General features: G+C 72.2%; 18 protein-coding genes and 2 pseudogenes. 5 read left to right on the forward strand and 15 right to left on the reverse strand.

The window, feature by feature from the left end; genetic code table 11:
* Positions 1–141 precede the first annotated feature (141 nt).
* Positions 142–468 (reverse strand): annotated as a pseudogene (locus tag ACFYP4_RS28270) (methyltransferase domain-containing protein); the annotation flags it as partial.
* A 147-nt stretch (positions 469–615) separates the two neighbouring features.
* Here ACFYP4_RS28270 and ACFYP4_RS28275 point away from each other — a divergent pair.
* On the forward strand, positions 616–750 hold the full coding sequence (locus ACFYP4_RS28275; protein WP_358855575.1) for a hypothetical protein: 135 nt from the start codon (positions 616–618) through the stop codon (positions 748–750).
* Between the two features lie 73 nt (positions 751–823).
* Here ACFYP4_RS28275 and ACFYP4_RS28280 read toward each other — a convergent pair whose 3' ends face one another.
* The gene (locus ACFYP4_RS28280; protein ID WP_388789113.1) at positions 824–1294 is read right to left on the reverse strand and encodes a GNAT family N-acetyltransferase; all 471 of its coding nucleotides are present in this window, start codon (positions 1292–1294) and stop codon (positions 824–826) included.
* A gap of 176 nt (positions 1295–1470) precedes the next feature.
* Between ACFYP4_RS28280 and ACFYP4_RS28285 the strand changes: the two genes are divergently transcribed.
* Positions 1471–2523: a lytic polysaccharide monooxygenase gene (locus ACFYP4_RS28285; protein ID WP_358855573.1), complete on the forward strand. Its 1053-nt coding sequence runs from the start codon at positions 1471–1473 to the stop codon at positions 2521–2523.
* A 117-nt stretch (positions 2524–2640) separates the two neighbouring features.
* Here ACFYP4_RS28285 and ACFYP4_RS28290 read toward each other — a convergent pair whose 3' ends face one another.
* A complete protein-coding gene (locus tag ACFYP4_RS28290; RefSeq protein WP_388789116.1) occupies positions 2641–3501 on the reverse strand; it encodes an esterase/lipase family protein in 861 nt (286 codons plus the stop codon).
* 161 nt (positions 3502–3662) lie between these two features.
* The gene (locus ACFYP4_RS28295; RefSeq protein WP_358855571.1) at positions 3663–4109 is read right to left on the reverse strand and encodes a MarR family winged helix-turn-helix transcriptional regulator; all 447 of its coding nucleotides are present in this window, start codon (positions 4107–4109) and stop codon (positions 3663–3665) included.
* 89 nt (positions 4110–4198) lie between these two features.
* Here ACFYP4_RS28295 and ACFYP4_RS28300 point away from each other — a divergent pair, with 89 nt between their 5' ends.
* Complete coding sequence (locus tag ACFYP4_RS28300) at positions 4199–4573, forward strand: cupin domain-containing protein (RefSeq protein ID WP_358855582.1); 375 nt, start codon at positions 4199–4201, stop codon at positions 4571–4573.
* Positions 4574–4594: 21 nt separating this feature from the next.
* Here ACFYP4_RS28300 and ACFYP4_RS28305 read toward each other — a convergent pair whose 3' ends face one another.
* Positions 4595–5569, reverse strand: a complete 975-nt coding sequence (locus tag ACFYP4_RS28305) for a hypothetical protein (RefSeq protein WP_358855570.1) — start codon at positions 5567–5569, stop codon at positions 4595–4597.
* Positions 5566–9078, reverse strand: a complete 3513-nt coding sequence (locus ACFYP4_RS28310; protein WP_358855569.1) for a DNA polymerase III subunit alpha — start codon at positions 9076–9078, stop codon at positions 5566–5568. Before ACFYP4_RS28310 ends, ACFYP4_RS28305 begins: the two co-directional genes overlap by 4 nt.
* 156 nt (positions 9079–9234) lie before the next feature.
* On the opposite strand from ACFYP4_RS28310, the pseudogene ACFYP4_RS28315 reads away from it, so the two are divergent.
* Positions 9235–10297 (forward strand): annotated as a pseudogene (locus tag ACFYP4_RS28315) (DUF3533 domain-containing protein).
* A 199-nt stretch (positions 10298–10496) separates the two neighbouring features.
* On the opposite strand, the gene ACFYP4_RS28320 reads toward ACFYP4_RS28315, so the two are convergent.
* From ACFYP4_RS28320 to ACFYP4_RS28360, 9 genes are all read right to left on the reverse strand, one after another.
* The gene (locus ACFYP4_RS28320) at positions 10497–11399 is read right to left on the reverse strand and encodes a S1 family peptidase (protein ID WP_358855608.1); all 903 of its coding nucleotides are present in this window, start codon (positions 11397–11399) and stop codon (positions 10497–10499) included.
* 235 nt (positions 11400–11634) lie between these two features.
* A complete protein-coding gene (locus ACFYP4_RS28325; protein ID WP_358855607.1) occupies positions 11635–12417 on the reverse strand; it encodes a DUF1684 domain-containing protein in 783 nt (260 codons plus the stop codon).
* Between the two features lie 4 nt (positions 12418–12421).
* Positions 12422–13732: an NtaA/DmoA family FMN-dependent monooxygenase gene (locus ACFYP4_RS28330; RefSeq protein WP_358855606.1), complete on the reverse strand. Its 1311-nt coding sequence runs from the start codon at positions 13730–13732 to the stop codon at positions 12422–12424.
* Positions 13729–14808, reverse strand: coding sequence for an LLM class flavin-dependent oxidoreductase (locus tag ACFYP4_RS28335; protein WP_388789122.1), 1080 nt, complete (start codon positions 14806–14808; stop codon positions 13729–13731). Before ACFYP4_RS28335 ends, ACFYP4_RS28330 begins: the two co-directional genes overlap by 4 nt.
* Before the next feature lie 104 nt (positions 14809–14912).
* The gene (locus tag ACFYP4_RS28340) at positions 14913–15884 is read right to left on the reverse strand and encodes an ABC transporter substrate-binding protein (protein WP_388789125.1); all 972 of its coding nucleotides are present in this window, start codon (positions 15882–15884) and stop codon (positions 14913–14915) included.
* A 54-nt stretch (positions 15885–15938) separates the two neighbouring features.
* Entirely contained in the window at positions 15939–16691 is a 753-nt protein-coding gene (locus tag ACFYP4_RS28345) for an amino acid ABC transporter ATP-binding protein (protein ID WP_358855609.1), read from the reverse strand.
* 47 nt (positions 16692–16738) lie between these two features.
* Positions 16739–17629 (reverse strand): amino acid ABC transporter permease, encoded by an 891-nt coding sequence (locus tag ACFYP4_RS28350; protein WP_358855603.1) that lies wholly within the window; start codon positions 17627–17629, stop codon positions 16739–16741.
* A 243-nt stretch (positions 17630–17872) separates the two neighbouring features.
* Positions 17873–19648, reverse strand: coding sequence for an FAD/NAD(P)-binding protein (locus ACFYP4_RS28355; RefSeq protein WP_388789128.1), 1776 nt, complete (start codon positions 19646–19648; stop codon positions 17873–17875).
* Positions 19645–20490 carry an amino acid ABC transporter permease gene (locus ACFYP4_RS28360; protein ID WP_358855601.1) on the reverse strand — a complete coding sequence of 282 codons (846 nt, stop codon included), beginning with the start codon at positions 20488–20490 and terminating at the stop codon, positions 19645–19647. Before ACFYP4_RS28360 ends, ACFYP4_RS28355 begins: the two co-directional genes overlap by 4 nt.
* A gap of 522 nt (positions 20491–21012) precedes the next feature.
* On the opposite strand from ACFYP4_RS28360, the gene ACFYP4_RS28365 reads away from it, so the two are divergent.
* Entirely contained in the window at positions 21013–21972 is a 960-nt protein-coding gene (locus tag ACFYP4_RS28365; protein ID WP_358855600.1) for an ABC transporter substrate-binding protein, read from the forward strand.
* Positions 21973–21985: the final 13 nt, after the last annotated feature.

Consider the following 21985-nt stretch of genomic DNA (forward strand, 5'->3'; position numbering starts at 1 on the left):
GGACCCCCGCTTCGGCCTGGACGGCCTCGGGCGCAAAACCCCGCCCGGGGGGGCTCACCCCCCCCGGCCACAAAAACCCCCCCCCCCCCCCCCCCCCCCCCCCCCCCCCCACAACCCCCCCCCCCCCCCCCCCCCCCCCCCCCCCACGGGCGGAAGCGCAGCGTCACCGGCCATGAACACCGCGTCGCGTCCCGCGAGTTTCGCGCGGGACTGCGAGACCATGTACGGGGAGAGGCCGCCACCGGTGACCCCGTGCCCCTGCCCAGAAGCGAGGAGTGACAGGCTTCCCGCCCCGCATCCCAGGTCAAGGACGTCCGAGGCCCGCTCCGGCAGCCACTTCCGCAGCCGGGCGGCCCGGGAATCGCGCACCGGGGGATCACGCGGACCGTGATCCGGCGCGACGTCGAAAGTGACGGACTCCGCTACCCGATCGACGCCCGACGTTTGGCTGTGGCCGTTAATGGTCATGTGGCCAGGGTGACACCCACCACTGACAGTCCGACGGACCGTCGGATCGTGACCACCGCCACTGACAGATTCCGACCGATGAGGAACGCTCCCCAGCAGGGTCTACCTCCGTGGAGTCACGGAACCCGGTAGGCCAAGGAGGCAGCCATGCGCCGCGTGACCGTGCAGAAGCCCCTGAAGAGGTCGGACTCCCGTCGCGTGCGGGACGAGGCCGACGAGCGCCCCACGGAGCGCCCGGAGGTCCGCAAGGACATCCACCGCACCTGGTGGCCCGACGGCTGATCCACGCCGTCCGGACGCCCGCCCCTGCTGAGCCCCGCCGACCGTCGACCGCCCCGGACAACTACGGAGAGCGTCAGAGAAGCCGCTTTCGGTAGTGGACGCGGTCATAGGGACCGTCGACCCGACGCTCCACGACCTCGTAGCCGAATTTCGGATAGATCTTCTGGTTCTCCCACATCATCGCGTTGGTGTAGAGCCTGACCTCGGACAGCCCGAGCGCACGCGCGTGTGCGTCGACGAAGGCGAGCAGCCGTCCCCCGACGCCCTTCCCGTGGGCGTCGGGATGGACGGCGATGCTGTCGAGGAACAGATGGTCCGCGTGCGCCTCGATCACCACGAGGCCCGTGACGGGCTCCCCCGTGACGAACACCCGCCCCGCCGCCACCTGCGCCGCGTGGTCCGCCTCCATGGGCTGCGGCACCACACCGATGCGCGCGATGTACGGCCGGTACGCCGCGTCGGTCACGGCCGCGACGGCGGCCACGTCCGCGGCACCCGCCGGCCGGATTTCCGGCACCCCTGCGTCTGTCGAAGCCTCGTCCATATCCGGAACGGTACCTACCTGATCACCCGGAACGGTACCTACCTGATCGCAGTCTCAGCGCTCCCTTAACCGCACCATAAAGATCGCCGTCCCCCGCTCCCAGCAGGGGATTCGGCGGATTCCTCGGGCTAGCTTGCTGAACGCCCCACAGTTCAGGACCGTTTCGAGGAGTCTTCATGCCCGCTCGCCGCACGGCCGCCGCGGTCGCTTCCGCCGGTGTCGTCCCCCTCGCGCTGACCGTGCTCGCCACCGCGCCGGCCGCGGCGCACGGCACGATGGGCGACCCGGTGAGCCGGGTGTCCCAGTGCTACGCGGAGGGCCCGGAGAGCCCGGAGTCGGCTGCCTGCAAGGCGGCCGTCGCGGCCGGCGGCACGCAGGCGCTGTACGACTGGAACGGCATCCGGATCGGCGACGCGGACGGCCGGCACCAGCAGCTGATCGCCGACGGCACGCTGTGCAGCGCCGGCAACGACGAGTTCAAGGGCCTCGACCTGCCCCGCGCCGACTGGCCGGCGACGAGCGTCCGCAGCGGCTCGTACACCTTCAGGTACCGGGTGACCGCCCCGCACCGGGGCACGTTCAAGGTCTACATCACCAAGGACGGCTACGACCCGTCGAAGCCGCTCGGCTGGGGCGACCTGGACCTGGCCCACCCGGTCGCCGCGAAGACCGACCCGGCCGCGGCGAACGGCTACTACACCTTCTCCGGCACGCTGCCGCAGCGCTCCGGCAAGCAGCTGCTGTACGCGGTCTGGCAGCGCTCGGACAGCCCGGAGGCCTTCTACTCCTGCTCGGACGTCACCTTCGGCGGCGGAGCCGGAAGCGGCGAGGGCAGCCGTTCCACGGGGAGCGGCGGCGGTTCCGTCCCCGCCCCGTCGGCCTCCGCGCCTTCCGAGGAGCAGATCGAGGACGGTGCCGGCAAGTCGACCGTGGAGCACCACGGCCACGGCGACGACGACGCCGGCACATCGGCGGACCCCACCGCGGTCTCGGGCGCGGACGACGCGGAGCCCACCGCGGCCTCGGGCGCAAAGGACGCCGGGCCGGCCGCCGGCACCGTGAACCGGCCCGCCGCCGCGGGGACTTCGGAGAACCTGGCGGAGACGGGCGGCGATCCGAGCACCTCGTACCTCGCGATCGGCGGGGCGGCCGCCCTGGCCGTCGGCGCCGCGGCGCTGTTCGCCTCGGTCCGGCGCCGCGCGGCGGCCGGAGGTCGCCACGGCCGCTGACGCGAGGCGACTTCGCGCCCGGTCGCGCACGGGTCCGGGGTCCGCCCGGCGGCTCAGGCCGGGCGGACCCCGTTCACGGCGGCCGGACTGCCCGGCCGGGGTGGTCAGTCGAGCACGTCAGTCGAGCACGGACGCGCAGGTGGTCGCGGTGGCGTGCGCCGGATCGAGGGCGTTCGCCACCTCGTGGTACGCGACCCGGTCGAGGAGGCCGATCGCCACGTGCTCGGAGAAGTCGGCGGCGCACAGGTTCTGCACCAGCACGTTGCGGACGCCGGAGCCGCTGAGGAACTGCGAGGCGTACGGCGTGACCACCTCGTCGTACTTGGTGGCGATCACCGTGTAGTGGACGCCCGTGACGGTGTCGCCGCCCGCGTTGAGCTTGGTGAGGAAGGCGGAGCCGGCCACCTGGTCGGCCAGTCCCGGCGTGCTAGCGGACAGCAGGGCTTCGGCACCCGGGAAGTACGGGAGGAGCTTGGCGAGTCCGTTGAGGGTGGTGCCGTGGTTGTCGGGCGCGATTCCGACGAGGGCGTTCACCTTGGCGGCGCCGCCGAGGAACTTGAGGTAGTAGCGGGGCATCATGCCGCCCTGCGAGTGGCCGACGAGGTCGGTCTCGGCGGCGCCGGTCGCGGCGAGCACCTTGTCCACGAAGACCCGGAGCTGTCCTGCCGACTTGTCGATGGGGCCGAGGCCGTGGAACAGCGGGACGCCCGGCAGTTGGCCGTAGTCGAGTGAGTAGACGCAGTAGCCCCGGTTCACCAGGTAGGGGGCGAGGGTCAGCCAGTTGTCGACGGAGTTGCCGAAGGTGCCGTGGACGAGGACGACGGGGCGCGGGTGGGCGGCCGAGGGCTTGCAGGAGTAGTCGTTCCAGCCGCGGCCGGAGGCGGTGTCCGCCTGGGCGGTGGCGGCGGGGGCGGCGGTGGCGGCGGCGGCCAGGAGCAGGGCGGCCAGGGGTCTGAGGGCGCGCTTCCAGGGCAGCATCGGGTGATCTCCTTGCGGCTCAAGGGAGTTGCGGCGACGTACGCCCTGTGATCCGGATCACGAGGATGCTGTTCACTCATCAAGTTACGAGCGAGTAGTGCAAGAGTGAAGTTACGCGTCGGTAAAAACTCGCACGGGTGGCCGGGCCCTGTGGTTCGGCCTCACCACGTGGGGCGGATGGGGCCCCGGGGCGCGATGCGTGTCAACTGCGCGCACAGCCGGTCGGCTTCGTCCTCGCCGAGCAGTTCGGCCCACGGCCGCACGGCCTCCGCCGCCGCCTCCTCCGCGGCTCGCGTGCAGGCCCGCCCCCGCTCGGTCAGCACGAGCAGCCGGGCGCGGGCGTCCCCGGGGTGCGGCCGGCGCTCGACGTACCCCTTGCGGACCAGTTCGTCGACGAGCTGGCTCGCGGCCTGCTTGGTGATCCCCAGATGGGCGGCGACATCGGTGGCCGTCGCGCCGTCCGGGGCGATCCGGGCGAACGCGAAGCCGTGCGCGGGCCGCAGCCCCTCGAAGCCGCGCGCGACGACACCGGCGTGGATGCGCTGCGTCAGCTCACCGGCGACGGCGAGCAGGGCGGCGGACAGGGCCATGGCCTCGGAATTGTGCACGGGAGCATTGAAACACCCTTGACGAAGTGGTCAAGCTGCCTGACCATATAGTCAAGAAGCTTGACCATGTGGTTCCAGTGGAGGTCGCCATGCCCGTCGTCCGTTCGTCCGAAGCCGTCGTCCACGAGATGCACGGCGCCCGTTTCCTGTCGTACGCCGCTCCCCGCAGCGGCAGCCGGGAGCTGTGCGCCTGGCGCGGTGAGATCCCCGCGGGCACCAGAGCCCCGCTGCACACCGTGAACCGCGAGGAGATCTTCCACCTCGTCTCCGGAGAGCTGCTGGTCACCCTCGACGGCCGCACCGAGCGGATCACCGCGGGCGACGTCCTGATCGTCAACGCCGGTGCGACTCTCGGCGTGGAGAACCCCACGGGGCAGCCGGCGGTCTCCTGGGTCACCACGTCCGTCGGCCTGGAGGCCGAACTGGCCGACGGCACCCGGATCACACCTCCTTGGGCCAACTGAGGCCGCGGCGGGCGGGTTCGGCTACGCGGCCAGCGTCCCCGGCACGATCACGTGCGGTCCGAATCGGGCCCGCGCCCGGTCCGCCGCCTCCTCGACCCGGCGGACCTTCTCGTCCACCGGATCGAAGGTGAGCTGGTAGGAGGCCTGCTCGGCGGGGACCAGCCCCTCGGCGCGCAGGACGACCGCGCGCACCCGGGCGCGTTGCAGGCCGAGCGCCTCGTACATGCGGTACGCGGTGGCCGTGAGTGCCGACGAGTGAGCGGTCGGCTCCTTCAGCGTGCGGCTGCGGGTCGTCGCGGAGCGGTCGGCGTAGCGCACGGTGAGCGTCAGCGTGCGGCACACCTGCTCCAGCGAGCGCAGCCGGGTGCCCAGCTCCTCGGTCGCGGAGAGCAGCGCCCTGCGGTGCCGACCGGGATCCAACTCGTCCCGGGCGAAGGGGCGTTCCGCCGCCAGGGAGCGCGCCGCGGCGTTCGGGACGACACGGCCGCGGTCGACGCCGGAGGCCTTCTCGTGCAGTTCGCGGCCGGCCCGGGCGCCGGTGAGCCGCTGGAGGGTGGACAGGGGTGCGGCGGCGACCTTGCCGAGGGTGTCGAGGCCGTACTCGCACAGGGTGCGGGCGGTGGCGGCGCCGACGCCGGGCAGCGCCGCGACCGGCTGGTCCGCGAGGAACTCCCTGACGGAGCCGGGATCGCCGGACACCACCCGGGTCCCACCGCGCGTGGCCTGCCGCAGGGCCATGCGCGCCAGCACCGGGCCGGGGCCGGCCCCGATGACACAGTCCACGCCGTGGCGGGCGAGGGCCCGCACCCGTATCACCGAGGCGAGTTCCACGACGCCCCGGCCGAAGTACCGTTCGGCGCCCCGCAGGTCCACGAGCGCCCCGTCGGGCGGCAGCGCCTCGACGACCGGAGTGAACTCCTCCAGCAGGCCGATGAGTTCGGGCAGGGCGGCCTCGGACATCGGAGGCAGCTGGAAACGTACGCAGAGGATGGTCATCCCGCACTCCCCGGAGACTGGTGCCACAACTTCTTTCCTCCCGCGGGCCCGTCGCCCGCGGGTTTCAGATCGGCCCAGGGGTGCATCCGGAACCCCGTGGGCAGGCGGATGCTCCGGTCGGCCATCGGGTCCTGGGCGGCGGAGCCTGCCGGGCGGGGCCGTCCTTCCGAACCCGCGAGCCTGGCCCGGGACGGCCCGTCGCCGTCCCGCGGAGAACCGTCGGAGCCGTCCCCGGCCGCCCTGTCCGCCTCGGCCAGCCGTGCGGCCACGCCGTCCAGGCCCTCCTCCCGGCGCACCTCCAGCAGGTCCGCGAGGTTCCAGGCGGCGGCCCCCACCACGCTGAAGCCGCGTGAGCCGCGGCGCTGGACCACTCCGCGCACGAGGAGCAGCCAGGAGTGGAAGACGGTGTGCGCGCAGGTGTCGTGGGAGTCGTCGAAGAAGGCGAGGTCGACCAGGCCCGTGCCGTCGTCCAGCGTGGAGAAGATGACGCGTTTGCCCGAGCGGATCGGCGGGGTCTGGGTGGCCGCCTTGGCGCCCGCCACCAGGACCGTCTCACCGTTGCGCGCCTCCCGCAGCCGGCGGGCCGTGACCACGCCCAGCTCCTGGAGGAACTCCCGGTGGTCGTCCATCAGGTTGCGGGAGGTGTCCATGGAGAGGATGCCCAGCTCTGCGCTGAGCTTCTCCGCCTCGTCGAGGTCCGGCAGCCCGGCCGACGCCGTCCGCCGGCCGCCTGCCAGCGGAAGCTGGGCGCCGCGCCCGCCGCGCGCGCCCCGGTGCAGCTCCGTCAAGTGCAGTTGCAGATCACGGCGGTTGGCGCCGAACGCGTCGAGGGCGCCGACCTGCGCGAGCCGCTGGGCGAGCGGCCGGCTCGGCCGGGCCCGCTCCCAGAAGTCGAGCAGTGAGGCGTACGGCTGTCCGTCCGCGATCCGTGCCGCCTCGGCCTCGCTGATGCCGTGCACGTCGGAGAGTGCCAGCCGCACGCCCCAGACGTCCTTGACCCCCCTGTATTCAGACACCAGTTCGATACGATGGGCGACCGCCGACCGGTTCACGTCCAGCGGCAGGATCGGCACCCCTCTGCGCCGCGCGTCCGCCAGCAGCAGCCGCTTCGGGTACATCCCGGGGTCGTGCGTGAGCAGCCCCGCGTAGAAGGCGGCCGGGTGATGCGCCTTCAGCCACGCCGACTGGTACGTCGGTACGGCGAAGGCGACGGCGTGCGCCTTGCAGAAGCCGTACGAACCGAAGGCCTCGACGATCTCCCAGGTGCGCGCGATCGTCTCCGCGTCGTAGCCCTTCGCCGCCGCGTGCTGGGCGAACCAGATGCGGATCCGCCCCTGCGACTCCATGTCGGACAGCCCGCGCCGCACCCGGTCCGCCTCGTCCCGCCCGCACCCGGTCATGATGTCGACGATGTCGATGATCTGCTCGTGGAAGACGACGACTCCGTACGTCTCCTTCAGCGGACCCTCCAGGTCCCGGTGCGGATAGCGGGCGGGCGCGCGGCCGTGCCGTGCCTCGATGAACGGCCGCACCATGTCGGCGGCGACCGGCCCCGGCCGGAAGAGCGAGATGTCGACGACGAGATCGTGGAAGGTCGCGGGCTGCAGCCGCCCGACCAGGTCCCGCTGGCCCGGCGACTCGATCTGGAAGCAGCCCAGCGTCTCGGTGGACTGCACGAGCCGGTACGTCGCCGGGTCGCCCTGCGGTACGGCGTCCAGGTCCACGGAGCCACCCGTCGCCCGCTCCACCTCGGACACGGCGTGCGCCATCGCGGACTGCATCCGCACCCCGAGGACGTCGAGTTTGAGCAGTCCGAGGTCCTCGACGTCCTCCTTGTCGAACTGCGACATGGGCAGGCCCTCGCCGCTGGTCGGCATGACCGGCGTACGGGCGAGGAGGGAGGCGTCGGAGAGGAGCACCCCGCACGGGTGCATGGCGACGCCGCGCGGCAGGGCGTCGAGCGCCTCGACCAGCTCCCACAGCCGCCCGTACTTCTCCTTCTCCCCGGCCAGCTGCCGCAGTTCGGGCAGTTCGTCCAGGGCGGCGCGGGCGTCGCGGGCGCGGATGTGCGGGAAGGACTTGGCGATCCGGTCGATGTCGGCCGGGTCCATGGACAGCGCGGCGCCCACGTCGCGGATGGCGTGCCGGACGCGGTAGGTCTCGGGCATCGCGACGGTCGCGACCCGCTCGGTGCCGAACCGGCCGATGATCGCCCGGTAGACCTCGATCCGGCGCGCGGACTCCACGTCGATGTCGATGTCGGGCAGCACCGGGCGGCGCTTGGACAGGAACCGCTCCATCAGCAGCCCGTGCTCGACGGGGTCGGCGTGCGCGATGCCGAGGAGGTGGTTGACCAGCGAGCCGGCGCCGGAACCGCGTGCGGCGACCCGGATCCCCATCTCCCGGACGTCGTCCACGACTTGAGAGACTGTCAGGAAGTAGGAGGCGAAGTTGTGATGGGCGATGATGTCGAGTTCCCGGTGCATCCGCTCCCAGTAGTCCCGGCGTCCGGCGTAACCGCGCAGCACCATGCCCGCCGCCGCCCGGGAGGCCAGGGCGCGCTGGGCGGTGCGGCGGCCGGCCCCGACGAGGTGCGGCTCGGGGAAGTGGACGGCGCCGATGCCGAGGTCGTCCTCGGGGTCGACGAGACACTCGGCGGCGGTGGCCTGCGTCTGTTCGAGCAGCCGGTACGCGGTCTCGCGGCGGAAGCCGGCGGCCTCGACGATCCGCTCGGCGGCGCCCAGCATGGCGCCCGGGTCCTTGAGCCAGGCCTCGCCGCTGTCCAGCCCGCGCCGGGGGTCGACGGGGACGAGACGGCGGGCGGCGTCCAGGACGTCGGCGACCGGGCCCATGCCGGGGTCTGCGTACCGGACGGCGTTGCTGAGCACCGGGCGCACCCCCTGCTCGGCCGCGAAGCCGACGGTGCGCGCGGCCAGTCGCAGGGAGCCGGGGCCGGTGCCCTCGCGCCCGTGCCAGACGGCCTCCAGGCGCAGGGCGTCGCCGTACCCCTCCCGCCAGGGCACGAGCAGTTCCGCGGCCCGGTCGGGGCGCCCGGCGGCGAGCGCGCGGCCGACGTCCGAGGCGGGGCCCAGCAGGACGGTCAGCCCCTCGGCGTGGTTGTCCGCCCGGGGCAGCAGCGGCGGGCCCTCACCGGCCTGCGATGCCGTAACGATTCTGCAGAGGTCCGCCCAGCCGGCCGCACCGTCCCGGGCGAGGAAGGTCGCGCGGGGTGCCGACTCGTCGACGAAGGCGCCGCCGCGGACCGGGGTGCGCCGTTTCTCCCCGCGTCCGGGCCCGCCCACCGCGAGCTCGGCGCCGAACAGCGGACGGACGCCCGCCTTCGCGCACGCCTTGGCGAACCGGACCGCGCCCGCGACGCTGTCCCGGTCGGTGAGCGCGAGGGCGTCCATGCCCCGCTCGGCGGCGCGCTCGGCCAGCCGCTCCGGGTGCGAGCCCCCGTACCGCACGGAGAACCCGGAAACGGTGTGCAGATGCGTGAACCCTGGCACACGCACCTCCCGCACCCGCGAGCCCCTGGCCGGGCTCTCGAACATTAGTTCCCAACTGCCTCACCTCCACCATAGACCAATTTTCGAACAAGCGTGCTACATCCATTCGGGCCCGTCCCACCTGCGCAAACACCGTGCCGCCCGGAGCGTGGGGGCATGACGCAGACAGCCGGTGCCGGTACCCCGCGTACGTCCTTCCTCACCGAGGTGAGGGACGCTGTCACCCCACGGGCCACGCTCCTCGTCATCGGAGTGATCGCCCTCCAGCTGCTCTTCGTCGCCTCCTACGTGGGCGCGCTGCACGACCCGAGACCCCGGGACGTGCCCTTCGGAGTCGTCGCGCCCCGGGCGGCGGCCGAGCAGACGGTGAGCAGGCTGCGGCAGATCCCGGGCGGGCCGCTGGACGCGCGGACGGTCACGGACGCGGCCGCGGCACGCCGGCAGATCATGAACCGCGACATCGACGGCGCACTGGTGGTCGACCCGTCCGGCACCACCGACACACTGCTGGTGGCCTCCGGCGGGGGCGCGGCCCTCGCCAACACGCTGGGCGCCCTCACCACCGCCCTGGAGAAGAGCGAGCGGCGCACGGTCCGGGTGGTCGACCTGGCCCCGGCCTCCGACCAGGACTTCGACGGGCTCTCGTCCTTCTACCTGGTCGTCGGCTGGTGCGTCGGCGGCTATCTCGCCGCGTCGATCCTGGCGATCAGCTCGGGCGCCCGGCCTGCCAACCCGCGCCGCGCGGCGATCCGGCTCGCGGTGATGGCCCTCATCGCGATCACCGGCGGGCTCGGCGGCGCGGTCATCGTCGGTCCGGTCCTCGGCGCCCTGCCCGGCAGCGTCTGGGCGCTGTGGGGTCTCGGGGCGCTGATCACCTTCGCGGTCGGCGCGGCCACGCTGGCCCTTCAGGGGCCTCTTCGGGATCGTCGGGATCGGGCTCGCCATCCTGCTGATCGTGATCGCGGGAAACCCGAGCGCGGGCGGCGCCTTCCCGCTGCCCATGCTGCCGCCCTTCTGGAAGGCGATCGGGCCGGCCCTGCCGCCCGGCGCCGGCACCTGGGCCGCCCGCTCGATCGCCTACTTCAGGGGCAACGACGTGACCGTCTCGCTGCTGGTGCTCTCCGCCTGGGCGGTGGCGGGAAGCGCGGTGGCCCTCCTCGCGGCGTCCCTGCGCGAGAAGCGCCATGCCCCGGCCGAGGTCTCCCCCCGGCCCGTGTGACCGGCCCGCACCCCGGCGGGAGTCCCGCCCCACGACCGGTGGGTGCGGGACTCCCGCCGCAACGATGCGCCGTCAGCCGATCCGGGCGCCGGTCGCTCAAAGCACCCCGGTGACCGGCGAGCCCCCGCACGCCGGTTGCGTGCGGGGGCCCGGATGCCGCCGGCTGCAGTCCGGCCGTACGGGTGCGGTGCGCCTCGTCTCAGTAGACGTGGACGCCGTAGGCGCTGAGGGCCTCGGTGACCGGCTGGAAGAACGTCGTACCGCCGGAGGAGCAGTTGCCGCTGCCGCCGGAGGTCAGACCGTAGGCGGTGGAGCCGCCGTACAGCGGGCCGCCGGAGTCTCCGGGCTCGGCGCAGACCGTGGTCTGGATCATGCCGTAGACGACGTCGCCACCGCCGTAGTTGACCGTCGCGTTGAGCGCGGTGACCCGGCCGCTGTGCGTGCCGGTCGTGGAGCCGCGACGGTAGACGGTGGTGCCGACGGACGGCGTGGCCGCGCTGGCGATGTCCTGGCTGCCCACCGCGCCGGACTTGGTCACCGACGAGTTGGTGTACCGGACGATGCCGTAGTCGTTGGTCGGGAAGCTGGAGCCCGTGGTCGTGCCGAGCGTGGTGGTGCGCCCGGAGTTCGAGTACCAGGTGCCCGCGCCGTCGGTGCAGTGACCGGCGGTGAGGAAGTAGTAGTTCCCGCTGTTGTCCTGGACGTTGAAGCCCAGTGAGCAGCGCCAGCTACTCGCATAGATGGCGTCGCCGCCGGAGATCAGCTTGTTGAACTTGCCCGGGGTGTGCTTGATGACGAGGGCGTCGGCGTTGCTGCCGGCGTCCCGCTTGATCTGCGCGATCTCGGCCTTCGACACCGTGCTGTCGACGGTGACGACGACGCGGTTGGTCTTCTGGTCGACCGCCCAGGCGGTGCCGGCGATGTCGGAGGCGAGCACCGACTTGTTCACCTTGCTCAGCTGGGTGGCGCTGAAGGTGTGCACGTCGGACGCGCTCGCGTTGGGGACCGCGAACGACGCGGCGGCCACGAGTCCGGTGCTCACGGCGATCAGCCGGGACCGTCTCGATATACCGCTGCGGGGGGTGGTGCGCTTGATCCTCACGTGTCGTTCCTCCGAAGGGAAGTCGGGGGCCCGCGTGGGGTCGGGGCCCGTGAGGCGCAGCCAGGGGTCCGTCCGGATTCCGAACAAGGCGTGCCCCTGACAAGCGCTGTGGGGAATATTCGGCTGCACGGCCGACCGGCGCAAGGGCGCCTTTCGGCCGTGCAGCGTTCAACTTGCCCTCACCACAACGGAGTTGATCAGCGAACCCGCCGGACCCCGGCTTCCCCGAGCGGGTTCACCGCAGCCTGCGCTCCCCCGCCTCGATCGCCGTGCCCAGCGTGTTCCCGGGCGGCGGGAAGGGGCAGACGAAGTGGTCGGCGAAGGCACACGGCGGCAGCAGGGAGCGGTTGAAGTCCACCGTCGTACCGCCGTCGGCGTCCGGTGCCGCGGGGCGCAGGAACCGGAAGCGGTAACTGCCGTTCCCGCTGGTGGTGTCGGCGAAGACGGCCCAGAGCGAGCCGTCGTCCTCGACCGACACCTGGAGGGTGAGGTCCTGACCGTCCAGCGTGAAGGCGAGCACTCCGCCGAGCCCCAGACCCCGGGTCCGGCCGTCCACGTTCTCGACCCGCACGGTGCGGCTCTCGCCGTACGGCGTGAAGTGTCCGGGCACCGACCAGCGCGCGTCGTACGGGGTGGCGTCGATGCCCTGGAAGGCCCGCCGCGCGGGAGATGCCGGGTCGAAGTCGCGTACCCCCCAGACCCCTTCGCGGGCGAGGACGACGAGCCGGCGCTCACCGTGGCCGACCCGGGCGGCGGCGGCCGGTCCCGAGTCGGCCACCAGCCGGATCTCGCCACCGAAGGGCGCTCCGTCGACGGTGAGGCCGTCGGCTTCCCGGGCCGTCAGCACGACCGCGTCACCCTCGGCGGCCCACCGCCCCGGGATGTCCGGAAGTCGACCCTCCGGATAATCCTCCAGCCAGTACGTGCCCGTCAGGGAGAGCGGGCCGTAGGGCGCCGTCACCGTCTCGGTGCGCTGCTCGTGCCAGTGCTTCCAGTCCTGGGATGCGTCCGTCGTCATGTGCTCAACCCTTCCATACCGGATCCGGCAACCCGAGGTGCGAGCGCAGCGTCGTCCCGGTGTATTCCGTACGGAACGCGCCCCGCTCCTGGAGCAGCGGGACCACCCGGTCCACGAACTCGTCGAGCCCGCCCGGTGTCAGGTGCGGCACGAGGATGAAGCCGTCGGCGGCGTCGGTCGCCACGAACTCGTCGAGATCGGCGGCGACGGCCTCCGGGGTGCCGATGAAGGACTGGCGGCCGGTCGCCTCGATCACGGTCTCCCGGATGGACAGTCCCTTCGCGCGCGACAGGGCGCGCCACCTGGCGGCGATGGCGAAGGGATCACCGAGCCGGGTCCGGCCCTGCGCGAGCTCGGAGTCCGGCACCGGGTCGAGGTCGGGAAGGGGCCCGTCCGGGTCGTACGAGGAGAGGTCGACGCCCCAGATCTGCTCCAGCGCGAGGAGCGCGTTCTGCGGGGAGACCTGCCGGCGGCGGATCCCGTACGCCTTCTCCTGGGCCTCGGCGGCGGTGTCGCCGAGCACGACGGTGACGCCCGGCATGATCTTGAGGTCCTCGGGTGCGCGCCCGTACGCCGCGAGCCGCCCCTTCACGTCGGCGTAGAACGCACGGCCCGCCTCCAGGGTGCCGTGCCGGGTGAAGATGACGTCGGCGGCGGACGCGGCGAACTCCCGCCCCTCCGGCGAGTCCCCGGCCTGGATGACGACGGGGTGCCCCTGCGGGGAGCGGGGCACGGTGAACTCACCCGCGATGTCGAAGTGCCGGCCCCGGTGGGCGAACGGGCGCGGCACGCCGTCCGGTGTCCAGGAGTCCCACAACTCCCGTGCCGTGGCCACGAATTCGGCGGCGCGGGTGTACCTGTCGGCGTGGTCGAGGTAGCCGCCGCGGCGGAAGTTCTCGCCGGTGAAGGCGTCGGAGGAGGTGACCACGTTCCAGGCGGCCCGGCCGGCGCTGAGGTGGTCCAGCGTGGCGAGCCTGCGGGCGAGTTCGTACGGCTCGTTGAAGGTGGCGTTGACGGTGGCGGCGAGCCCGAGCCGCTCGGTGACGGCGGCGAGGGCGTTCAGGACGGTGAGGGACTCGGGCCGGCCCACGACGTCGAGGTCGTGGATGCGCCCCTTGTGCTCCCGCAGCCGCAGCCCCTCGGCGAGGAAGAAGAAGTCGAACAGACCGCGTTCGGCGGTGCGGGCGAGGTGCTCGAAGGAGGTGAAGTCGATCTGCGACCCCGACCGCGGGTCGGCCCACACCGTGGTGTTGTTGACGCCGGGGAAGTGGGCCGCCAGATGGATCTGTTTGCGCGTGGACGGACGGACGGTCATGACGCTTTCCCTGCCACCGCGTACTGGTTGACGGGCCGCGTCAGTCCCAGGTGTTCCCTGAGCGTGCTGCCCGGATAGAAGGTGCGGAACAGGCCGCGGTGCTGGAGCAGCGCGACCGTGCCGTTCACGAGCCGTTCGAGGTCACGGCGCGGCGCGAGGGGTGTGAGGTGGAAGCCGTCGACGGCACCGGCCTCGTGCCAGGCGGCGATCAGTTCGGCGAGGTCCACGGGACCGCCGCGGTACAGGGGACCCTGCGCGGTCTGCCGGGGCCCTCCCCCGCCGTGGCCGGGGTCCGCCGCGTGCTCGCCGTCACCGAGGTCGACGGTGAGACCGGCGAGGACACGCAGCGTGTCCGGGTCACGGCCCGACCGCGCCGCGGCTTCCCGCAGTTCGGTGCGGAGCGCGCCGGCCCGGGCGGCGTTCACGGCCCGGACGATCGCCACGTCCGCATGGCGGGCCGCGACCCGCCGGGCGTGTTCCCCGGTCGCGTCGACGACCCGGACGGGATGGCCCTGCGGGGGCCGCGGCACGATGGAGGGGCCCTTCACGGAGAAGGCGGTGCCCTGGAAGTCGACGTGATGCAGCTTGTCCCGGTCGATGAAGCGGCCGGTCTTCCGGTCGCGTATCTCCGCGTCGTCCTCCCAGCTGTCCCAGAGCCGGGCGGCCACGTCGGCGACCTCGCCGGCCTCCTGCCACAGCGCCTCCGCGGGCGCGGCGCGGCGCCGCCCGAACAGCCGGGCCTCGCCCTCGGTCGTCGACACGTCGAGGTGCCAGCCGGCCCGGCCGCGGCTGACCCAGTCGAGGGTCGCCACGGCCGCCTGGACGTGGAAGGGCTCGGTGTGCGTGGTCGTCACCGTCGGCACCAGGCCGATACGGGTCGTTGCGGGCGCGACGCGGGACAGGACGGCGAGCGCGTCGGGCCCGGGGCGCGCGAAGGTGTCGCCGAGCGTCACGAAGTCGAGGGCACCGCGCTCCGCGAGCCGGGCCGACTCCACGTACGGGGCGGCGTCGTGGGCCGCCTCCTGGTCGAGGGCTGCGGCCAGGTGCAGGAGCCCCCGGCCGTTCGGTGCGGTCATGGGTCGGGCCTTTCTGGTGGGGGGACAGCCGGCCGCCGTGGCGGCGGGCTGAGGAGGCGAGGGGGACCGGCAGCCGCGCGGGGCGCGCGGCCGCCGGGACGGGTTCAGGTCTTCGGCAGCCCGGGCGGGTTGATCTCGGACTTCTTCACGGCCTCGCTGCTCAGTCCCCAGCGCTTGAGGACCTTCGCGTAGGAACCGTTCTCGATCACGTGGTCGAGGGCCGCCGCGTAGGCGTCGACGAGGCCGCTGCCCTTCTTGGTGGTGGCGGCGATCTTGCCCTGGAGCTTGTCCCCGGCACCGGAGAGCGTGCCGACGATCTCGCTCTGGCCCGCGGAGGCCACGTGGTAGGCGGCGGACGGGCTGGGGCCGAGATAGGCGTCGATGCGGCCGGACTGGAGTGCCAGGTAGTAGTCCGTGTCCTTCTGGAAGTACTTGATGGAGACGGGCTCGCGGCCCGCCTTCTCGTTCTGTCTGCTCCAGTCGACGAGGATCTTCTCCTGGTTGGTGCCGGAGGACACGGCGACGGTCTTACCGGCCACGTCCTTGGGCCCCTCGACCTTCCAGGACGTGCCCTTCTTCGCCTCGAAGGCGATGTTGTCGAGGCGGTAGGTCGCGAAGTCGTACTTCTCCTTGCGCTCCTCGGTGACGGTGACATTGGAGAAGACGGCGTCGAACTTGCCGCTGTCGAGGCCGACGAAGAGGTTCTCCCAGGAGACCTCGTCGTTGTCGAGCTTCAGCCCGAGGGTGTCGGCGACCAGCGTCGCGAGGTCGATCTCGGAGCCGATGCGGGTCTTGTCGTCGGTCGCGTAGAAGCCGAGCGGCGGCGAGGCGTCGGCGCTCTGGCCCAGCTTCAGCGTGCCGCGCTTCCGGATCGCCGCCGGCACGAGCGCGGCGATCCTGTCGACCTTCTCGCCGCGGACGCGGTGCTGGTCGGGGCCGATGTTGATGTTGCCGACCTTCTTGGTGCCGGCGGCGCCCGTCCCCGTCGCCGCGTCGCTGTCACCGCCGCAGGCGCTGAGCAGCGGGGCGGCGACGAGAGCGGCGAACGAGGCGGCGAGGACGCGTCGGGACAGCATGGTGGAACTCCTCATGGATGAAAGGGGACTTGGCGACAAAGGAGGAAGGGGTGGTCACAGGACCTTGGAGAGGAACGCGCGGGTGCGCTCGTGCCCCGGGCGGTCGAGTACGTCGCCGGGCGTGCCCTGCTCGACGATGCGGCCGTCGTCCATGAAGACGACGGTGTCGGCGACCTCGCGGGCGAAGCCGATCTCGTGGGTGACGACGATCATCGTGGTGCCCTGGTGGGCGAGGTCCTTGATGACGTCGAGCACCTCGCCGACCAGCTCGGGGTCGAGTGCCGAGGTCGGCTCGTCGAAGAGCAGCAGCTTCGGCTCCAGGGCGAGTGCGCGGGCGATGGCGACGCGCTGCTGCTGGCCGCCCGACAGTTGCTTGGGGTAGGCATCGGCCTTGTCGGCGAGCCCGACCCGGTCCAGCAGCGTCCGGGCACTCGCCACGGCGGCCTTGCGCGGGCGCTTCAGCGCGGACACCGGCGCCTCGACGACGTTGTCCAGCACGGTGAGGTGCGGGAAGAGGTTGAAGTTCTGGAAGACGAAACCGATCCGGGTGCGCTGCCTGAGGATCTCGCGCTCGCGCAGCTCGTACAGCTTGTCGCCGGAGCGCCGGTAGCCGACGAGCGCGCCGTCGACGCTGATCCAGCCCTGGTCCACCTTCTCCAGGTGGTTGATGGTGCGCAGCAGCGTCGACTTGCCGGAGCCGGAGGGGCCGAGGATCACGGTGACCTCCCCCGCCCGTACTTCGAGGTCGACGCCCTTCAGCACCTCGAGCGAACCGAAGCTCTTGTGGACGGACTTGATGTCGACCATGGCGGTGTCCGGACCGGCGGGGGTGCCGGCGGACTTGGCGGGCGCGCTCATCGGGCGGTTCCTTTCGCGAAGTGACGTTCGACGTAGTGCTGGAGGATCGAGAGCGCCGTGGTCAGGAGGATGTACCAGGCGGTGGCGACCATGAGCAGCGGGACGACCCGGCCGTTGCGTCCGTAGATCACCTGAACCTGGTAGAAGAGTTCGCCGATCGCCATCACCGAGACGATCGAGGTGCCCTTGAAGAGGGAGATCACCTCGTTGGCCGCGTTCGGCAGGATCGAGCGCATGGCCTGCGGCAGGACGATCCGCCGGATCTGCCGGAGCCGCGGGATACCGAGGGCGGCGGCCGCCTCCAACTGGCCGCCGTCGACGGCCAGCACGCCGCCCCGGACGATCTCGGCCGCGTACGCCGCCTGGTGCAGGGCGAGCCCGAGCACGGCCGCGCTCATCGCCCCGACCAGCCCCATCGTGTCGAAGGAGAAGAAGCCGGGCCCGAACGGGATGCCGAACTGCAGCTCCTTGTACAGGTAGGCCAGGTTGAACCAGAAGAGCAGCTGCACGATGAGCGGGATGGAGCGGAACGCCCAGATGTAGGCGAAGGCCACGGCCTTCAGGAACGGGCTGGCCGACAGCCGCATGAAGGCGAGCACGATGCCGAGCGCGAACCCCAGCGCCGTTCCGTAGAAGGTCAGTTGCAGAGTGACCCAGACCGCCTTGAGGACCACGTCGGCCGTGAAGAACTCGGCGAACACCTCCCACTCCCAGCCGGAGTTGGTGGCGAGCCCGTGCACGAACTGGGCGAGCAGCACGGCGGTCACGACGACGGCGGCCCAGCGCCAGGGGTGGCGCACGGGCACGACCTCGAGCGTGCCGGGATCGTCCGGCTCGGCAGCCGGGGCGGCAAGGGACGGACGGGGTGGATCGCTGGTCAGGGACATGGGTTCCTCGGACGTGGTGGACGTGGGCGGAGCTTCGGGCGAGGGGCCGGGCCGGCCTGGCGTGCCGTCGGCCAAGGAGCCGGGCGAGCACGCCCTCGGCCGCGGGAGCGGCTGGTCCCGGGGCGTTCGTAGGACTGCGCGGGACCGGCGGGCGGGCGCCGTGCGGGTACCACCCCGTCAGGGGCGTCCGGTACGGACGGGCCTCGGAACCTCAGGGACGCGGCGTCCCGGTCGGCGGCGCAGTCAGGCGGCGACGCGACAGGACAGGGCGCGCAGGAACGCCAGCGCGGCGCGGGCGGCGGCGTCGTTCTGCCGGAAGGCGGGACCGCCGGTACGCGGCCGGGTGAAGGCGCCCGAGCCCCGGGCGTCGGTGTGCGGGCCGAGCGCGAAGCGCCGGGGGTGCGGGGTGCCCGAGCGGTCCAGGATCCGGCCGTCGCCGGGGTGCACGGCGAGCAGCCCCTCGGGGGTCGCAGCGGCCCCCTCGGCGTACAGCGCACGCAGCAGGGAGTCACCCGTGCGCTCGGCCGTGGGATGCGGCAGCCGCGCCTCGACCAGCGCGCGGGCCTCGGTCACCGAGCCCGGCACGGTGGCGCTGCGCGCCCGGAAGACACCGTCCTCGGCGACGACGGTCATGTCCGCGCCCACGAAGGAGAGGATCCCGGCCCGGGACAGGGCGAGCAGCTGCCGGAGCCGGGGCCCGGGCGGCCCGGACGCCAGGTGGCTGAAGAAGCCGTGCCACCAGGAGCCGATGTCACCGAGCCGGACCAGCTGACCGTAGACGGAGAGCAGCCCGAGGAAGACGGCCAGGTCCGGGCTGTGCGCAGCGTCGTGACGCCGCGTCAGGTCCTCTTCGATGTAGGTGCGCAGTCCGTCCTGGAACTCCTCGGGCGAGGAGTACCGCACCCCGTCGAGCGGACGGTCGAGGGCGGCGAGGTCCAGCCGGTCGGCGGGATCGGGTACGGCGGACGCCACCAGAGCGCTGATCCCGGCGCCGTCCCCGGCCGCGTACTTCTCCTCGAAGTCCGTCCAGGCCATCCGGGTCCTGTCGGGGTGGGCCGTGAACAGCCGGTGGTAGTGCGCGAACCCCAGTTCCTTCTCGACCAGCGGCCACACGTCCCGGCGGAAGTCGAATCCTGCCGGGCGCGCGAGGAGTCCGTCGATCTCGGCGGGGCCCAGGAAGCGCGGCAGCGGCGGGCGTTCCCCCTCCCAGGCGTAGCCGATCTTGGAGTGGTAGGGGACACCGCGCCGGGAGCCGACGTGCAGGACCGGCTCGCGCCCGGACGGCACGTACTCCCCCCGCTCGAACCGCCCGCCACGCCCCTCGGTGAGCAGCACGACCAGGTCGACGAAGGCCAGCCCGAAGCCGCGCACGAGGACGGGCTCGCCGGGCGCGAGGGCGGACAGATCGCTGTCGGCGGTGAAGTCCGGCGGCAGGTGGACCAGTCCGTGGTCGTGTGCGTAGGCCGACAACGCGCTCTGTTCAGGGTCCAGTTCGGCATCGAGGTGGCCCAGGGCGAGGACGACGACGTCGGCCGGGAGCGGGCGGTCCCGGCCCGCCAGCCACACCTGCTGGCGGCCCTCGCGCGGGCCGTCGACGCGTACGGCCCGCCGCGGGTGGTGGTGGACGTGGATTCCCGGCGGCAGGGCGGCCACGGCCTGCTCGAACACCCAGCGCAGGTACGCGCCCTGCCGCCGCCGGCCGGCGAAGGTCCGTCCGTCGATGCCGGCCCACTCGTGCAGCGTGGGCCCCTCGCGGACGGGTCCCGCCATGGCGACGGTCTCGTCGGTGTACATCGTGACGTCCTGGGCCTGCGAGTTCATCCAGAGCAGCGGCGACTGCTCCTCCCGCCAGATGCGTCCGCCGCCCGGCGGATAAGGGTCGACCAGATGGATGTCGAGTTCCGAACCGGCGTACAGCTCGGGCGCGTTGGCGGCGATCCGCTCCAGCAGTCCGGTTCCGCGGGGTCCGGCACCGACGATGACGAGGGACGGGCGCGCCGCAGGGTCCTGGGCGCTCATCGGACACGCTCCGAACCGCGGGCGTAGTGCTTCTCCACGTAGTACTGGCCGACACCGAGCACCGAGGTGACGACGACGTACCAGAGGGTGGCCACCATCAGCAGGGGCATGACCTGGTAGGTGCGGTGGTAGACCAGCTGCACCGAGTAGAGCAGGTCCTGTACGGCGATGACGCTGACGATGGAGGTGCCTTTGAGGGTGCCGATCAGCATGTTCCCGGCGGGCGGCACGATGGCGCGCATCGCCTGCGGCAGCACGATCTTCCACCAGCGCCGCCACCGGCTCAGGCCCAGCGCCTGCGCGGCCTCGATCTGCCCGCGGTCGACGGAGAGGATGCCGCCGCGCACCACCTCGGCCGCGTAGGCCGCCTCGTGCAGGGTGAGGCCGACGATCGCGACGGTGACCGGGCCCAGCAGATCGACCGTCCGCACGCCGAGGATGTGCGGGTACAGCGCACCGATGTTGAACCAGAACAGCAGCTGCACCAGGATCGGCATCGACCGGAAGAGCCAGACGTACCCCCAACTCACCGAGCGCAGCACGGGGTTCGCGGACAGCCGGCCCGCCGCCAGCAGGGTGCCCAGCGCGAAACCGAGCGCCATCACGAGCGCGGTCAGCCAGAGGGTGAGGCCGAGGCCGCGCAGTACGGAGGCCGAGGTGAAGTAGTCGCCGACGACGTCCCACTGGAACGCGTCGTTGCGGGCGACGGAGTTGAGTGCGAGCCCGAGCAGGACCAGGACGGCGACGGCGGCCGCCCACTGACCGGGGCGGCGTCGCGGGACGATGCGCGGGGGCGCCGCTCTGTGCGGTGCGGCCACCTGGGTGAGGGTGTCGGAGGACATGCGAAGGCTCCGTGATGCGTCGAGTCGAACACGGGTGATGCCTTCACACAAGGTCACTCGGGCGCCGCGAGGGCGCCGCACGGCCGAGCCCCTCAGCAGGGCCGTGCGCCGAGAGTACGGGGGCATTTCCCCCCGCTGTCAAGGCTGTCCACACTGTGAGCGGTACGTCTCAGGCCGGTTGACGCGGAAACGGATGCCTGTTCCACTTGGGCCCATGCATTCGCAGCAGTGGCTGGTCACGCGCTCCCACATCGACTTCGGTCGAGTGTGGTCCTCGTCCTGTTGAGCTGACCGCCGGCGCCCTCTCTCCTGGGCGCCCTCTGCGTTTTTCCGGCGCCTGAGCGCCGTCCACCGACGCCTTCACACGCGTACCCGGCGCCTCCCCTCGCGCCTGCACCCTTTCTGAACGGTCAGCCGTGCTGCCCGCCTGCCCGCACGCCGGCCGGCGAGCCCGGCCGGCCGCCCGCGCCCAGGCGCCCCAACACCCAAGTGCCATCTGCCAGTTCAGGAGATCCGTACGCCATGAGTACGTCCGCGCAACCCCGCCGGCACCTCTTCCTCCCCTTCGCCCTGATCACCTCCGCGGCACTGCTGCTGACGGCGTGCGGTTCCGGCGACCCGGCCGGCGCGGGTGCCGGCGGCGACGCCGAGGCCGCGGCCGACAGCGGCACGATCCCGACGACGGACGTCGTCTCGTCCGTCACGAAGGACCCGGCGGCGGCCAGGCTGCTTCCGTCCGGCGTCGACAGCCTCACCGTCGCGATCAGCGTCTCCGGCCAGCCGCCGGGCACCTCCTACCTGGAGGACGGCAAGACCCTGTCCGGCCAGGACGTCGACTTCGCGAACGCGGTCGCAAGGACACTCGGCATCAAGCTGAAGCACGAGGCCGCGAGCTTCGAGGCGATCCTGCCGGCGCTCGACAGCGGCAAGTACGACTTCGGGGCGAGCAACTTCGGGGTGACCGACGAACGCCGCAGGACGATCGATTTCGTCACCTACGTCAACGACGGCCAGGGCTTCGCCACCCGCGAGGACAGTGAACTCGGGAAGGTCACCGACCTGAAGCAGCTCTGCGGACTGAACGTCGCGACGAGCGCGGGCACCACCTTCGAGACGACCCTGGAGCAGAACAGGAAGCTCTGCACGGACGCGGGCGAGAAGGCGTACAAGGTGCAGACCTACAGCGAGCAGGGGGCGATCTGGTCCTCCCTGCAACAGGGGCGCAGCGACGTCGTGATGAGCACCATCAACGGTCTGCGCTACGCGGTCGCCCATCAGAAGGGCGTGAAGTTCCTCAACGAGTTCCACCGGCTGGACGTCGGCTTCGCGTTCAAGAAGGACACGAAGCTGGCGCCCGCCTTCCAGGCCGCGGTGAACCGGCTCATCGCCGACGGGACCTACCAGAAGATTCTCAAGAAGTGGGGGACGACCGGCTCGGGCATCGAGAAGTCGCGGATATCGCCGCCGGAGATCAAGGACTGAGATCGGTAGACCG

Origin of the sequence: Streptomyces sp. NPDC005551 (assembly GCF_042871785.1) — a bacterium.
In the GTDB taxonomy this organism is placed as follows: domain Bacteria; phylum Actinomycetota; class Actinomycetes; order Streptomycetales; family Streptomycetaceae; genus Streptomyces.

Excerpts from the sequence above, each read along its gene's own strand:
- ACFYP4_RS28305 (WP_358855570.1), bottom strand. The coding sequence starts at position 5,569 with ATGACCATCCTCTGCGTACGTTTCCAGCTGCCTCCGATGTCCGAGGCC.
- ACFYP4_RS28285 (WP_358855573.1), top strand. The coding sequence starts at position 1,471 with ATGCCCGCTCGCCGCACGGCCGCCGCGGTCGCTTCCGCCGGTGTCGTC.
- ACFYP4_RS28325 (WP_358855607.1), bottom strand. The coding sequence starts at position 12,417 with ATGACGACGGACGCATCCCAGGACTGGAAGCACTGGCACGAGCAGCGC.
- ACFYP4_RS28345 (WP_358855609.1), bottom strand. The coding sequence starts at position 16,691 with ATGGTCGACATCAAGTCCGTCCACAAGAGCTTCGGTTCGCTCGAGGTG.
- ACFYP4_RS28330 (WP_358855606.1), bottom strand. The coding sequence starts at position 13,732 with ATGACCGTCCGTCCGTCCACGCGCAAACAGATCCATCTGGCGGCCCAC.
- ACFYP4_RS28280 (WP_388789113.1), bottom strand. The coding sequence starts at position 1,294 with ATGGACGAGGCTTCGACAGACGCAGGGGTGCCGGAAATCCGGCCGGCG.
- ACFYP4_RS28300 (WP_358855582.1), top strand. The coding sequence starts at position 4,199 with ATGCCCGTCGTCCGTTCGTCCGAAGCCGTCGTCCACGAGATGCACGGC.
- ACFYP4_RS28355 (WP_388789128.1), bottom strand. The coding sequence starts at position 19,648 with ATGAGCGCCCAGGACCCTGCGGCGCGCCCGTCCCTCGTCATCGTCGGT.
- ACFYP4_RS28275 (WP_358855575.1), top strand. The coding sequence starts at position 616 with ATGCGCCGCGTGACCGTGCAGAAGCCCCTGAAGAGGTCGGACTCCCGT.
- ACFYP4_RS28365 (WP_358855600.1), top strand. The coding sequence starts at position 21,013 with ATGAGTACGTCCGCGCAACCCCGCCGGCACCTCTTCCTCCCCTTCGCC.
- ACFYP4_RS28335 (WP_388789122.1), bottom strand. The coding sequence starts at position 14,808 with ATGACCGCACCGAACGGCCGGGGGCTCCTGCACCTGGCCGCAGCCCTC.
- ACFYP4_RS28340 (WP_388789125.1), bottom strand. The coding sequence starts at position 15,884 with ATGCTGTCCCGACGCGTCCTCGCCGCCTCGTTCGCCGCTCTCGTCGCC.
- ACFYP4_RS28290 (WP_388789116.1), bottom strand. The coding sequence starts at position 3,501 with ATGCTGCCCTGGAAGCGCGCCCTCAGACCCCTGGCCGCCCTGCTCCTG.
- ACFYP4_RS28350 (WP_358855603.1), bottom strand. The coding sequence starts at position 17,629 with ATGTCCCTGACCAGCGATCCACCCCGTCCGTCCCTTGCCGCCCCGGCT.
- ACFYP4_RS28360 (WP_358855601.1), bottom strand. The coding sequence starts at position 20,490 with ATGTCCTCCGACACCCTCACCCAGGTGGCCGCACCGCACAGAGCGGCG.